The sequence below is a fragment of the Methylophilus methylotrophus DSM 46235 = ATCC 53528 genome (assembly GCF_000378225.1).
Taxonomy (GTDB): Bacteria; Pseudomonadota; Gammaproteobacteria; order Burkholderiales; family Methylophilaceae; genus Methylophilus; species Methylophilus methylotrophus.
Genome location: NZ_KB905141.1, coordinates 960,941 through 973,901 on the forward strand (window position 1 = coordinate 960,941; position 12,961 = coordinate 973,901).

The window sequence follows — 12,961 nt, forward strand, 5'->3', positions numbered from 1 at the left end:
CTGCCTGTCAGATGACAGCAAATAGTGATAACTGCAAAAACAATATCAGTGTTGATGCGGACGGCCAGCCGGTTTCTGGTTGGGGTCTATCGGTTGCGGATCCAGGCTGACCAAGGTCATCTGGTCCGGCACCAAGTACTTCTTCGCCACGGCCTGCACTTGCTCAGAGGTCACAGCCTGCACCCTGGCGGCGTTATTCTGCAACAGGGACAACGGGTAACGCATGGTTTCCAATTGACCGATCTGCATGCCCTGATAAAACATCGAATCACGTTTATACACATCGGCCGCAATCACCGCTGCTTTCACTCTATGTAATTCGGCAGCAGTCACGCCTTTGTTTTTAACGTCTTCAATCTGGGTCCAGATCGCTTTGACCAGATCCTCTTGCGAAACACCTTCACTCGGAGAGGCCGCCACTTCAAAGGTGGAAGCCTGTCCACGGTTGGTGCTGTCATAGCCTGTATCAATTTCGAGGGCAATCGCCTGCTCACGCACTAGTTTCTGGTTCAGGCGAGAAGCATCATTGCCACTGAGGATGCTCGATAAGACTTCCAGCGCATAAGGCTCCCAGTCCTGCTCACTATAAGCCTCTCCATTTTTCAATGCTGGCGTATGAAAGCCCATGACAAAATAAGGCAACTTGGCAGGCGCCTTGACGATGGCGCGGCGTTCACCAATTTGTGCTGGCTCAACTTGCGGTTTACGCGCGGGCAAGGGCTTGGCTTTCAACTGACCAAAGGTTTTTTCGGCCAGGGCAAAGACGTCTTGTGCTTTGACGTCACCTACCACAACCACGGTGGCATTGTTGGGGGCGTACCAGGTTCGGTACCATTCACGCGCATCCTCTGCGGTCATGTTTTCGAGGTCATTCATAAATCCCACTACAGGGCGGCCATAGGGGTGTGCACGATATACCGAGGATTCAAACTGTTCATTGACGCGCGATTGCGGTTTGTCTTCCGTGCGCCAGCGCCGCTCTTCTTTGACCACCTCAATTTCCTTGGCAAACTCGGCATCTGTAATCTGTAAGTTGGCCATGCGGTCAGCCTCCAGTTTAAAAGACAACGGCAACCTGGATTTTTCCAGTTGCTGGAAATAGCATGTGTAGTCTTTGCTTGTGAAGGCATTTTCCTTGCCACCTGCAGCAGCAATCTGCCGTGAGAACATGCCAGCGGGGACCTTCTTGGTGCCTTTGAACATCATATGTTCAAGGACGTGTGCAACGCCTGTTTTACCATTCACTTCATCCAGCGAACCGGCACGATACCAGACCTGGGAAACGACCACAGGTGCACGGTGATCTTCCTGCACAATGACCTTCAGGCCATTTTTTAACGTTTTTTGTTCAATGTCAGCCTGCGCCAGCACCGCATGCGTGCTCATGTAAAGCGTGAGCAATCCAGCCAGGGAAACCGTTTTTTTCATGGGATACATTATCTCTCTGAGATCAATTAAAGAGTTGGGATTTGAAACCTTGTATGTGACTGATGCATCAATGACTAAGTTCGCGATTGCTTGAATGGACGGCGTCCGCGCACTGTAAGCAAAAGCTTGCCGTGGCGGGAATCGTCGATTCGGCTTAAAATAACCATATTACCGAGTTTTCAGCCGCCATGTTTAATCCTTTTGCTAAAAAGTCAGATCCCGTCACACCAGCCCCCGCAGAGTCTGCCAGCCTGAGCTGGACGCAACGCCTTAAAAATGGCTTGTCCAAAACCCGCCAACAATTGGGCGGGCAACTGAGCGCCTTGTTTGGGGGCGGGAAAATTAATGAAGAGATTTATGAAGAGCTGGAAACCATCTTGCTTACTTCAGATGTTGGTGTAAATGCCACCCAGTATCTACTCGAACAATTGCGTAACCGTGTCAAAAAGCAGGATTTGCAAGACACCATCGCGCTCAAACAGGCCCTCAAAGACACCTTGCTGGAACTGCTGAGCCCACTCGAATCACCGTTGGATGTCAGCCCACATCATCCATATGTGATGATGATGGTGGGCGTGAATGGTGCAGGCAAAACCACCACCATAGGCAAACTGGCAAAATACCTGCAGGCACAAGGCCATAGTGTGCTGATTGCCGCAGGTGATACTTTCCGTGCGGCCGCCCGTGAACAGTTACAAGTCTGGGGCGAGCGTAACGATGTGCATGTGATTGCCTCTGAAAGCGGTGATCCTGCCGCCGTGATTTACGATGCCGTGAACTCAGCCATTGCCAGGAAAATTGATGTGGTGATTGCAGATACCGCTGGCCGCCTGCCTACGCAGTTACACTTGATGGATGAAATCAAGAAAGTACAACGCGTGATTGACAAGGCCTTGCCAGGAGCACCGCATGAAATCCTGCTTGTACTGGATGCCAACACGGGCCAGAACGCCGTCAACCAGCTCAAGGCCTTTCATGAAGCCCTGGGCGTCACCGGATTGGCACTTACCAAACTGGATGGCACGGCCAAAGGTGGCGTCATCGCCGCGATTGCCCACCTGAGCCAACAATCTGCAAGCAAAACGCCGGTACGTTTTGTTGGGGTAGGTGAAACCATAGACGATTTACGTCCATTTAACGCCAATGATTTTGTTGATGCTTTAATTGACGACTAGCATGGCTCTCGCTAAACGATGATCACTTTTAAAAATGTCAGCATGCGCTATCCCAATAGCGCGCATTTATTCCGCCAGGTCAGCTTTCATATAGACAAAGGCGATTTTGTACTGGTCACCGGCCATTCGGGGGCAGGTAAAAGTACCCTGCTCAAACTCATGGCCGGCATAGAGCCGCCATCCAGTGGTCATATCCTGATCAACGAACAAGACATCAGCCAGCTACACCCTAATGCTGTGCCCTATCTACGCCGCCGTTTTGGCTTGGTATTCCAGGACCACAAACTGCTGTATGACCGTAACAGCTTTGAAAATGTGGCGTTACCGCTGAGCATACAGGGCATTACTGGTGAAGAGGCCGCGCGCCGCGTGCGTGCTGCATTGGATAAAGTAGGTCTACTCAATAAAGAAAAAGCCATGCCGATCACTTTATCTGGTGGCGAACAACAGAGATTGGCGATTGCACGTGCCGTGGTCAGCCGTCCTTCGATTGTGATTGCTGACGAACCGACGGCTGGCCTGGACCAGGCTGCGTCACTGGAAATCATGCAGCTACTCAAAGCGTTTAATGATGTCGGCGTGACAGTCGTCATTGCCATGCATGATGTCGCCCAGGTCAGCACCATTGCCTATCGCACTTTGCATATCGACCAGCAAACCATCAGCGCCATGCCGGCACAAACGGCCATGTTATGACAGCCAGATTGAGGAGAATAGCTGCATGAAAAACTGGCTCAACCAACACGCACTGGCCATAGACCTGGTCTTGCAACGCCTGAAGTCGCACTGGCTGAATACGCTCACCATCTGTATGGTGATTGGCATCACTGTCACTCTGCCCGGTCTGCTCTTTGTCGCGCTAGATAACTTGCAGGATATGTCCCGTTCAATTAAACAGGGTGCGCAAATCAGCGCTTTCCTCAAGCCGTCCGTGAACGCCAACCTGATCCAGCGCCTGATTAATGACGTCGAAGCCTTGCCACAGGTTAAAGAAGTACGTTACGTACCGAAAGAGGAAGCCATTAAACAGCTGAGCGCACAGTTCGTACAAAAAGACCTGCTGGCAGACTTGCCGCAAAACCCGCTGCCGGATGCCTTGTTCATTACATTGACCGATACCCAGCCAGCCTCAGTCAAACCGGTGCAGGCGTTACTGCAAAAACGTGGCGAGGTCGAAGAACTGGTCATCGACAGCGTCTGGATAGAGCGCCTGCATTCCATGCTGGTACTCGGCAAACGCATTGCCATCATCTTTGCCAGCCTGCTAGGCATTGCCATGATTACGGTAATCAGCAATACCGTACGCATGCAGGTGCTCACGCACGAGGCCGAAATTGAGGTCAGCCGACTGATAGGCGCCACGCACAGCTTTATCCGCCGTCCGTTTTTATATATGGGTGGAGCCTACGGACTGGGTGGGGGCCTGATTGCAGTGGCCCTGCTGTTTTTGATTGTGTGGAATTTAAGGCAACCTGTGCAGTTACTGGCGAATAACTACCAAAGTAATTTTCAGCTGGTATTTCACCTGTTTAATGTGGGCGGGCTCATGCTGGTGGCAACCACTGCCATCGGGTGGATTGCGGCGTTTATTGCATTGACGCAGAAGCGATAGCAATCTCACTCTCTTCTATTGCGATGTGAACAACGTATCTTTTCGCCTTTAGGCGACCGTTCTTTCTTATGCTTGTCCATAAGAAAGAAGGCAAAGAACAAGACACCCTAGCTTCCGCTTGTTTCCTGCGTTGCTCATCATCGTGGGCGTCCAGCGAAACTCGCCCTAGCGGCTTGCACACTACGAAAGCCACCGTGGAACTCGGACAGCCGCTGCCCGACATCTCCCACGCTGATTGCGCTATTCGGCGCGGCAGATAGGGGCCCATAAAACCACACGCTTTCCCTTTGGTTAGATTTTTTTGCATTGCGTCCCGCTCGATCACCGTGAAAAAAGAAAATAGTTTTTAGTTTTCAGGTTTGAAGTACTTTTGAAGGAAAAAGTTATCTAGCGCCCTGAATTTAACATACCCAACGAACGTTTCATCGTGATGGTTTAACCGGGCCCCTATCTGCCGCGCCGAGTAGCGCAGGCAAAATAAGATCAAGCGAGCGGCTGTCCGAATCCCGCAGCGGACTGCGAATTGTGCAGTTCGCTAGGATGAGTTTCGCGAGCGCTTATTTTGGCGAGCAACGCATGAATCAAGCGGAAGCTAGGGTGCACTTTCTTTTGGTTACTTTATCTTTGGGCAAGCAAAGAAAAGTAACTCGCCTAGGGGCGAAATAGAAAGCCAGAGTTCAAAGAAATATCTACGAAGACTTGCATTAGGTTCAATATTCGCTCTTTGATTGTAACCAAGTTGACTATCAACCTCGCCTGGATTCCACCTTCGCCGGAATGACGACTTGTTGTAGAGCGCTTAATTTTGCAAAAGCAAGCCACTCCGCAGGCACCCAGTTCGTGTGTCGGATACTTCTAACCCTCATTGGAAACAATTAGCCAATTTCACTTCATCACTGCGAAACATAATTCGGCCCACTGCCCCCCTCTGGTGGCACCCAGGTAATATTCTGAGTAGGATCTTTAATATCACAGGTTTTGCAGTGAATGCAGTTTTGAGCATTGATTTGCAACACTTCCTTGCCCGCCTGGTCAACAAACTCATACACCCCTGCCGGGCAATACCGCTGCTCAGGCCCGGCATATTTCGGCAAGTTCACGCGCTCCGGGATATCAGCCACAGCCAGTTTCAAGTGGCAGGGCTGCTGGTCATCATGACCAATATTGCACAGGCTGACCGAACTGAGTTTATCAAACGTGAGCACGCCATCCGGCTTGGCATAGCTGGGCTGGCGGCTTTGCTTGGCTTCTGTCAGCGTCGCATGGTCAGCGCTGGTATGCTTCAATGTCCACGGCAGGTTCAGTCCCCAACTGGACAACCACATTTCAATGCCACCGAAGACAGTGCCCACCCAAGTGCCCCAGCGTGACAAATAGGGTTTTACATTGCGTACGGCAGATAACTCTTGCCAGATCCAGGAAGCACGCAGTTTTTGCGGATAACTGGTCAACAGTTCGGGCGCGCCCTGCTGGATCGTCTCGAACACAGATTCTGCGGCCAGCATGCCGGACTTCATAGCGTAATGGGTGCCCTTGATTTTAGGCACATTCACCAGGCCTGCACTGCAGCCAAGTAATGCGCCTCCAGGGAAAGCCATTTCAGGCAGGGACTGTATGCCGCCTTCGGAAATCGCGCGCGCGCCGTAACTGATGCGCTGGCCGCCTTCCAGCAAGGCTTTTAGTTTAGGGTGTGTTTTATAGGTCTGGAAGGTATCAAACAGGGAAAGATAAGGATTGCTGTAATCCAGGTGCACGACATAGCCGACAGAGACCAGGTTTTCGCCGTGGTGATAAATAAAGCCACCGCCACCAGTATTGGCATCCAGTGGCCAGCCAAGGGTATGCTCAATCAAGCCTTTCTGGTGATTTTCCGGTTTGATGCGCCAGATTTCCTTGAAGCCCAAGCCATACTTGGCAGGGCTCGAAGTGGCACGCAGGCCATACCTGGCCTCCAGCTGTTTGGTCAACGAACCGCGGGTACCCTCGGCCACCAGCGTATACTTGGCACGGATTTCAATGCCTGGCGTGAAATTGGCGGTGGGGTTGCCCTGTTTATCCAGGCCCATGTCGCCGGTGATCACCCCTATCATGCGGCCCTGCTCATCATAACTGGGGGATTGCGCGGCAAAGCCGGTATAGATCTCTACGCCCAGCTCTTCAGCCTTGCCAGCCAGCCAGCGGCAGACCTCGCCCAGGCTGATGATGTAATTGCCATGGTTGCGCATGAGCGGGGGCAATGACCATTCCGGCATGGTCCAGTTTTTTTCTTCGCCCAACACCACAAACGTATCTTTGTTGACGGGGGTATTCAGTGGTGCACCCAAGGCCTGCCAGTCAGGAAACAGCTCCTGCAAGGCTTTGGGATCCAGCACTGCTCCCGAAAAAATATGGCTGCCGACTTCGGCGCCTTTTTCCAGGACGCAGACATTGAGCTCCTGTCCTTGCGTCTGCGCCAGTTGTTTCAAACGGATGGCTGCGGACAAGCCCGCCGGGCCCGCTCCTACTACCAACACATCATATTCCATGACATCTCTGTCCATACTTGCTCCTTCGTCAGGCAATTGCCGGGATATCGATCAGGTCACTACGCGTCGCCCCTTGGGTGAACGCCTGGCAAAACGCCAGGAACTGCCGAATGCCACCGGTCTGATATTTTTGCCTGTGCCATAAAAAATAAAAATTGCGGTGAAACTGCAAACTGTGGTTTTCAATCGGCACCAGGCTGCCGCGCCTGAACGCATCCTTAAGCGCCAGCCGTGAAATACAACCGATGCCGAGTCCGGACTCTACCGCCCGCTTGATTGCCTCGGTATGCTCCAGTTCCAGCGTAATATTGAGTCGCGAATAATCCTGCTTAAACGCACGGTCAAATGTCTCGCGTGTGCCTGAACCTTTCTCGCGGACGATCCAGGGTTGCAGTAATAAATCTGACTTATGGATGGTTTTACCGGTGTTTGCCAGCAGCGCCAGCGGATGCGTGGGCGCGGCAAAAATCACCAGCTCGTCTGCAATCCAGGGCGCAACAGCGATCTCTGGATGGTTACACTCGCCCTCTATCATACCCAAATCCAGCGTATGGTTCGCAATTTGCTCGACGATGGTCCGCGTGTTTTGTACCTGTAGCTGGATATGGCTTTGCGGATACTGCTGCAAAAATTTGGCCACCAGCAAGGTCACCAGGTAATTACCCACGGTGAGTGTCGCGCCGATTTTTAGGTTGCCGTAGCCTTGCTGGCCTTGCAACATACGCTCAATTTCACGGGCGCGGTCCAATAATTCCACCGCTTTGGGTAGCAGTTGCTGACCGCTTTCATTAATACGCAAAGACTTGCCGACGCGGTCAAACAACTGGATATCGAATTGCTTTTCAAGCTCGATAAGCGCGGTACTGGCAGCGGATTGTGACAAGGCTAGCTGGTCACAGGCCCGGGATACACTGCCCGTGCGACTGATTGCAACAAAAATTTCCAGCTGCCTGAGCGTGTATTTCATGGAAGGTAGTGTGATTGCACGGCATTTGAGCCGCATCAAAATCAATCTAAAAAATAGATATATATTATTATAATAATCAATTTAATAAATATTACAAACTGGCTTAAAATGCTCGGTTACGAATAAAACCCCTAACAAAGGCAAAACGTTTTATGAAAGCACTGGTAGCGATCAAACGGGTCGTTGATTATAACATTCAAGTCCGCGTGAAAGCGGATGGTTCAGATGTGGATATTGAGGGCGTGAAAATGGGCGTGAATCCATTTGACGAAAACGCGATTGAAGAAGCAATCCGCCTCAAGGAAAAAGGCATTGTCAGTGAAATTGTGGCTGTCACTATAGGCAGTGCAGCCAACCAGGATATCCTGCGTCATGCACTGGCCATGGGTGCAGACCGCGCCATGCTGGTAGAAACCCAGGAAACCTTGCACTCCCTGGGCGTGGCCAAGGTACTCAAAGCCGTGGTCGAGCGCGAGCAACCCACCCTGATTTTGCTGGGCAAGCAGGCCATTGATGATGATGCCGGCCAAACTGGCCAGATGCTGGCAGCCTTGCTGAAACTGCCACAAGCGACTTACGCTTCCCAAATCACCATTGAAGGCAGCCAGGCCACCGTGGTCCGCGAAATTGATGGCGGGACAGAAACACTGGCAATCAGCCTGCCCGCCGTGATTACTGCCGATTTGCGCTTGAACGAGCCACGTTATGTCAAACTGCCCAACCTCATGATGGCGAGAAAGAAACCACTGGAAAACGTGCCACTGGACTCGCTGAATGTCTCCCTGACACACAATGTGCAACAGCTCAACGTCGCCACCCCGCCCGCCCGCCCTGCCGGCGTCATGGTGAAAGATGTGAATGAGTTATTGAGCAAATTGCGTACGCACGAGGGGATCATTGCATGAGAACACTGATTATTGCCGAACACGACGGCCAACACTTGAACGAACAGGTCGCGCGCGCCGTCACGGCTGCGCAGCAATGGCAACAGCCTGTGGATATCCTGGTGGCAGCCGCACAGCCAGACACATTAGCCGCACAAGCCGCAGCTATTCAGGGGGTAAGCAACGTACTGGTCGCCAGCGATGCCGCCTTGCAACACCCAACCGCAGAGCACCTGGCCGAAATCATTGTGCCGCTGGCTGCGAACTACACAGTCGTACTGGCCGCGCATAGCGCTTTCAGCAAAAACGTATTGCCACGCGTGGCTGCCCTGCTGGATGTCAACATGATTTCTGACGTGTTGCAGATCGTTAGCGCCAACACCTATGTCCGTGGCATCTATGCGGGCAACGTGCTGGCGACTGTACAAAGCAGCGACAGCAAACAGGTACTGACCGTCCGTGGCAGCAAATTTGCGGCGGCAGCCAAAGACGGCGCAGCCGCCGAAATTAAATCGGTTGCAACGCCTGCTGCGCCAGCCGGTAGCCGCTGGGTGACCGAAGCCTTTAACAAATCTAAGCGCCCACCCTTGGCTGCCGCCAAGGTAGTGGTTTCCGGTGGCCGTGCCCTGGGGAGCGCCGAAGCGTTTGCCGAAGTCTTGGCGCCATTGGCCGACAAACTGCATGCCGCGATTGGCGCCAGCCGTGCCGCGGTGGATGCCGGTTATGCACCGAATGACCTGCAGGTTGGCCAGACCGGTGTCGTGGTGGCCCCCGAACTGTATATCGCTGTCGGCATTTCTGGCGCGATCCAGCATGCGTATGGCATGAAGGACAGCAAGGTGGTGGTGGCGATCAACCAGGATCCTGAAGCACAGATTTTCAAGATTGCAGACTACGGGCTGGTGGCTGACTTGTTTGAAGCCGTGCCGCAATTGACCGCTGCGCTATAATCAACCCTTTAAATTAAACCTTTCAGAAACCTACTTCATCTCATGAGTAAAAAATATTCTACCGAAACGGTGTTGAGCGTTCATCACTGGAATGACACGCTGTTCAGCTTCAAAACCACACGCGACCCAGGCTTGCGCTTTGAAAACGGCCAGTTTGTGATGATAGGCCTCGAAGTGGACGGCCTGCCATTGACCCGTGCTTACAGTATTGCCAGCCCAAACTATGAGGAACACCTGGAGTTTTTCAGCATTAAGGTGCCTAACGGCCCGCTGACTTCCCGCCTGCAACACCTGAAAGTGGGCGACCCTCTACTGGTCAGCCGTAAGCCGACTGGCACACTGATTACCTCTGACCTCAAGCCAGGCAAAAACCTGTACTTCTTCTCTACCGGCACTGGCCTGGCGCCGTTCATGAGCCTGATCCAGGACATCGAAGTGTATGACCGCTTTGAAAAAGTCATCCTGATTCACGGCGTGCGTTATGTCAATGAACTGGCCTACGAAGACTTCATCACCAAAGAATTACCGAATAACGAATTTTTTGGCGAAGAAGTACGCAATAAACTCATTTACTACCCCACCGTCACACGCGAACCCTTCAAAAACATGGGCCGCCTGACTGACCTGGTAGAAAGTGGCAAACTGTTTACCGATATCGGCCTGCCACCACTGAATCCGGAAACAGACCGCGCGATGATTTGCGGCAGCCCGGCTATGTTGGTCGATACAGCCGCCATGCTGGACAAACGTGGTTTCAAAGTTTCACCACGCATTGGCGAACTGGGTGACTATGTGATTGAAAAAGCGTTTGTCGAGAAATAATTAATTCATCACCTCTTTCGCTGGCTGTCATGATGAAACTATCGCCGTGACAGCCATCGCCCAACTCACCTTCCAACGGCAAACCTACCTGATTTGCCTGCCTTAGCCGTTCTACTTGCTGCATTATTTCTCAGGAATACGATTCACAGAAAATCATGCCGCGCCTGCTTTACCAACCATCAAGTATGCAAGCGTGGCGGTTATTGATCTAGTTTAACGTTTGGCATCCTTCATACCGATGGCCACCAGTATCGCCAGCACAAACACCACCGACAGCAATAAAAAGCCTTGTGCATAGGCCTGGAATACTCCTGGGGCAACCGCACCCCATACCTGCTCACGCCATTCCATAAACACGGCCATCAAGGTTACGCCGACGACACCACCCAATTGCCGCGCATAGCTGACCACCACGGATGACTGCCCAAGGTGTTGTGGTTCCATTTCGTGCAAGGTCGCAAGGTTCAACGCAGGCAAGATGAGGCCCAACCCAATGCGGCCAACCACTGTCGCCGCAACAATTTCCCAGTACTGCACTCGCGTTGCCACCACGACAAAGACTAAAAACGAGGCACCGAATATGGCCAGGCCCGCCAGGGTAATGCGTCGGGGAGAGAATTTGTCTGCCATGCGGCCTGCCAGCGGAATGGTCAGCACCAACGCGATACCAGAAGGCAACAGCAGCAAACCGGCATCGGTCGCGCTAAAAGCCATGGCATTTTGTAAAAATACAGGGATCAGGTATGTGGAGGCAAACAGGCCAAACCCATAGGCAAAAGCGACAAACGTGCCCCGGCTGAACGTGGGCCTGGAAAACAGGTGCAATTGAATAATCGCATGCGGCAACCGATGCGCATGACGGATATAACAGATCAGCGAAACAATCGTGAGGATGCCGTAACCCCAAGTCCAGATGGCGACCACGCCACTATGATGCAAGCTGGAAACGAATTCGATCAGCCCTATCGTTGCCGCAGACAACCAGCCTAATCCAGGCCAGTCAAACAGCGGCACCTGTTTGGGACGTGGGGCTGGCAACCAGACCTGCGCACTGACCAGCGCCAGCAAGGCAAATGGCACACCCAGTAAAAAAATCGCATGCCAGCCAAACTGGTCAAGCAACCAACCACTGATGGAAGGTGCGATGGCAGGCGTAAACGCAATACCAACAATCAGGATGCCGGAGGCGCGCCCCTGGATATGAGGCGGAAATAAACGCATCAAGGCCATGATACCCAATGGCTGTAACACCCCTGCAGCCACGCCCTGCAACAATCTCGCAATCACTACCTGTACAAAAGTCTGCGCATAAAATCCGGCCACGCTGGCGGCAATCAACAACCACAGCGCTGCCATAAATATGCGACGCAAGCCAAAGCGCTCAAGCCACCACGCGGCTGGCAACATGCCTATGGTCATCGCTGCCAAAAAGGCCGTCATCGCCCATTGCACATGGTCTTGTCCCAGATGAAAAGCATGTGTCAACGCAGGTACGGCCACATTAAAGCAAGACGTACAAAGCACCCCCGCAATCGTTCCCAAACCGACAATCAGCAACACCATCCATTTATAGCGTTCGCCATAACGCTGATTCAGGACTTCAAAAGTGAGTGCTTGTGTTCGCAGGAGCATATATTCAAAAAGTTTTTATATCAGGAGACTAGGGCCTGCATCTTTTGCAGGGTCACTAGCTGAGACCCCGCAAAAAAAGCAGGGTTCTAGTCCAATCATTTTTGCCTGACAATTAAAACAGAACAAACATCCAATCTCAACCAATTGATTTTTATAAACAATCTTCCATGTGCATCTGGCTTTGAAAACTGGCATTGTTATTGCAGAAAGTCATTTATTTAAAAGAGGAGCGAATGTGAAACGTTGGATGTTATATACCTGCCTGACTTTGCTGACTCAAGGTGCATTGGCAGATGAGGCTCTGGATAATGAACTGGCCAGCCTGCAACATGCCTGGGCAAAAGCCACCTACCAAACCCCTAAAGACCAGCAGGAACCTGCCTTTAAAGCACTCACCGAGCAAGCCCATCAGCTGTCAGCAAAAAATCCCGAAGCCAATGAGGCCATGATTTGGGAGGCGATTGTACTGAGTGGATATGCAAAAAGCATGGGGCCATTACACCCGATGAATGCCCTTAAAGCCGCAGAACAAGCGCGCGACTTGTTGCTAGCAAGTATAAAAACCAATCCGCAAGCATTAAATGGGTCGGCTTATACCACACTGGGCTCGCTCTATTTCCGCGTGCCTGGTTGGCCCATAGGCTTTGGCGACAAGAAAAAAGGCCGAGAATATCTTGAGAAAGCGCTACAACTGAACCCGACCGGCATAGACAGCAATTACTTCTATGCCGACTTTTTGCGCGCACAGGGGGATTACAGCCAGGCCGTGACCTACTACCAGAAAGCGTTGCAGGCACCCGCACGACCAGGCCGTGAAGATGCAGATGCCGGACGTAAACAGGAAGCAGAAGAAGGGTTAAAACTGGCTCAAAGCAAGTTGAAATAAATGAAAGTCAGTTTGCGGCATATCCTGATTCCCGATGAGGATTCCAAGTACCCACACTGGATATTGGATGAATTCCTCAT

At 52.0% G+C, this 12,961-nt stretch carries 11 protein-coding genes; 7 read left to right on the forward strand and 4 right to left on the reverse strand.

All coding sequences use genetic code 11. The features are described 5' to 3' along the window. Window positions 1-45 precede the first annotated feature (45 nt). Entirely contained in the window at window positions 46-1,428 is a 1,383-nt protein-coding gene (locus tag F463_RS0104710; RefSeq protein WP_026295305.1) for a M16 family metallopeptidase, read from the reverse strand. A gap of 188 nt (window positions 1,429-1,616) precedes the next feature. Between F463_RS0104710 and ftsY the strand changes: the two genes are divergently transcribed. Genes ftsY through ftsX form a run of 3 tightly spaced genes read left to right on the forward strand, consistent with a single transcriptional unit; the run spans window position 1,617 to window position 4,215 of the window. After that, window positions 1,617-2,603 (forward strand): signal recognition particle-docking protein FtsY, encoded by a 987-nt coding sequence (gene ftsY, locus F463_RS0104715; protein ID WP_018985903.1) that lies wholly within the window; start codon window positions 1,617-1,619, stop codon window positions 2,601-2,603. Window positions 2,604-2,621: 18 nt separating this feature from the next. Next, complete coding sequence (gene ftsE, locus F463_RS0104720; RefSeq protein WP_018985904.1) at window positions 2,622-3,299, forward strand: cell division ATP-binding protein FtsE; 678 nt, start codon at window positions 2,622-2,624, stop codon at window positions 3,297-3,299. A 25-nt stretch (window positions 3,300-3,324) separates the two neighbouring features. Beyond that, complete coding sequence (gene ftsX, locus F463_RS0104725; RefSeq protein WP_018985905.1) at window positions 3,325-4,215, forward strand: permease-like cell division protein FtsX; 891 nt, start codon at window positions 3,325-3,327, stop codon at window positions 4,213-4,215. 893 nt (window positions 4,216-5,108) lie between these two features. Here the strand turns inward: ftsX and F463_RS0104730 are convergent. Both F463_RS0104730 and F463_RS0104735 read right to left on the reverse strand, forming a co-directional pair. Then, on the reverse strand, window positions 5,109-6,755 hold the full coding sequence (locus F463_RS0104730; RefSeq protein ID WP_018985906.1) for an electron transfer flavoprotein-ubiquinone oxidoreductase: 1,647 nt from the start codon (window positions 6,753-6,755) through the stop codon (window positions 5,109-5,111). A gap of 13 nt (window positions 6,756-6,768) precedes the next feature. After that, the gene (locus F463_RS0104735; protein ID WP_018985907.1) at window positions 6,769-7,707 is read right to left on the reverse strand and encodes a LysR family transcriptional regulator; all 939 of its coding nucleotides are present in this window, start codon (window positions 7,705-7,707) and stop codon (window positions 6,769-6,771) included. A 152-nt stretch (window positions 7,708-7,859) separates the two neighbouring features. Here F463_RS0104735 and F463_RS0104740 point away from each other — a divergent pair, with 152 nt between their 5' ends. The 3 genes from F463_RS0104740 to F463_RS0104750 are packed head-to-tail and all read left to right on the forward strand — an operon-like array spanning window position 7,860 to window position 10,363. Then, the gene (locus tag F463_RS0104740) at window positions 7,860-8,612 is read left to right on the forward strand and encodes an electron transfer flavoprotein subunit beta/FixA family protein (protein ID WP_018985908.1); all 753 of its coding nucleotides are present in this window, start codon (window positions 7,860-7,862) and stop codon (window positions 8,610-8,612) included. After that, on the forward strand, window positions 8,609-9,541 hold the full coding sequence (locus F463_RS0104745; protein WP_018985909.1) for an electron transfer flavoprotein subunit alpha/FixB family protein: 933 nt from the start codon (window positions 8,609-8,611) through the stop codon (window positions 9,539-9,541). Before F463_RS0104740 ends, F463_RS0104745 begins: the two co-directional genes overlap by 4 nt. A gap of 42 nt (window positions 9,542-9,583) precedes the next feature. Then, a complete protein-coding gene (locus F463_RS0104750; RefSeq protein ID WP_018985910.1) occupies window positions 9,584-10,363 on the forward strand; it encodes a ferredoxin--NADP reductase in 780 nt (259 codons plus the stop codon). A 213-nt stretch (window positions 10,364-10,576) separates the two neighbouring features. On the opposite strand, the gene F463_RS0104755 is transcribed toward F463_RS0104750, so the two are convergent. Then, window positions 10,577-11,995, reverse strand: a complete 1,419-nt coding sequence (locus F463_RS0104755; RefSeq protein ID WP_018985911.1) for an MFS transporter — start codon at window positions 11,993-11,995, stop codon at window positions 10,577-10,579. 235 nt (window positions 11,996-12,230) lie between these two features. Between F463_RS0104755 and F463_RS0104760 the strand changes: the two genes are divergently transcribed. Then, window positions 12,231-12,881 carry a tetratricopeptide repeat protein gene (locus F463_RS0104760; protein ID WP_026295306.1) on the forward strand — a complete coding sequence of 217 codons (651 nt, stop codon included), beginning with the start codon at window positions 12,231-12,233 and terminating at the stop codon, window positions 12,879-12,881. The last annotated feature ends 80 nt before the right edge of the window (window positions 12,882-12,961 follow it).

What these genes read in the sequence shown, in the direction of transcription:
- F463_RS0104710 (WP_026295305.1), bottom strand. Translation starts at nt 1,428, where the DNA reads ATGAAAAAAACGGTTTCCCTGGCTGGATTGCTCACGCTTTACATGAGC.
- ftsY (WP_018985903.1), top strand. Translation starts at nt 1,617, where the DNA reads ATGTTTAATCCTTTTGCTAAAAAGTCAGATCCCGTCACACCAGCCCCC.
- ftsE (WP_018985904.1), top strand. Translation starts at nt 2,622, where the DNA reads ATGATCACTTTTAAAAATGTCAGCATGCGCTATCCCAATAGCGCGCAT.
- ftsX (WP_018985905.1), top strand. Translation starts at nt 3,325, where the DNA reads ATGAAAAACTGGCTCAACCAACACGCACTGGCCATAGACCTGGTCTTG.
- F463_RS0104730 (WP_018985906.1), bottom strand. Translation starts at nt 6,755, where the DNA reads ATGGACAGAGATGTCATGGAATATGATGTGTTGGTAGTAGGAGCGGGC.
- F463_RS0104735 (WP_018985907.1), bottom strand. Translation starts at nt 7,707, where the DNA reads ATGAAATACACGCTCAGGCAGCTGGAAATTTTTGTTGCAATCAGTCGC.
- F463_RS0104740 (WP_018985908.1), top strand. Translation starts at nt 7,860, where the DNA reads ATGAAAGCACTGGTAGCGATCAAACGGGTCGTTGATTATAACATTCAA.
- F463_RS0104745 (WP_018985909.1), top strand. Translation starts at nt 8,609, where the DNA reads ATGAGAACACTGATTATTGCCGAACACGACGGCCAACACTTGAACGAA.
- F463_RS0104750 (WP_018985910.1), top strand. Translation starts at nt 9,584, where the DNA reads ATGAGTAAAAAATATTCTACCGAAACGGTGTTGAGCGTTCATCACTGG.
- F463_RS0104755 (WP_018985911.1), bottom strand. Translation starts at nt 11,995, where the DNA reads ATGCTCCTGCGAACACAAGCACTCACTTTTGAAGTCCTGAATCAGCGT.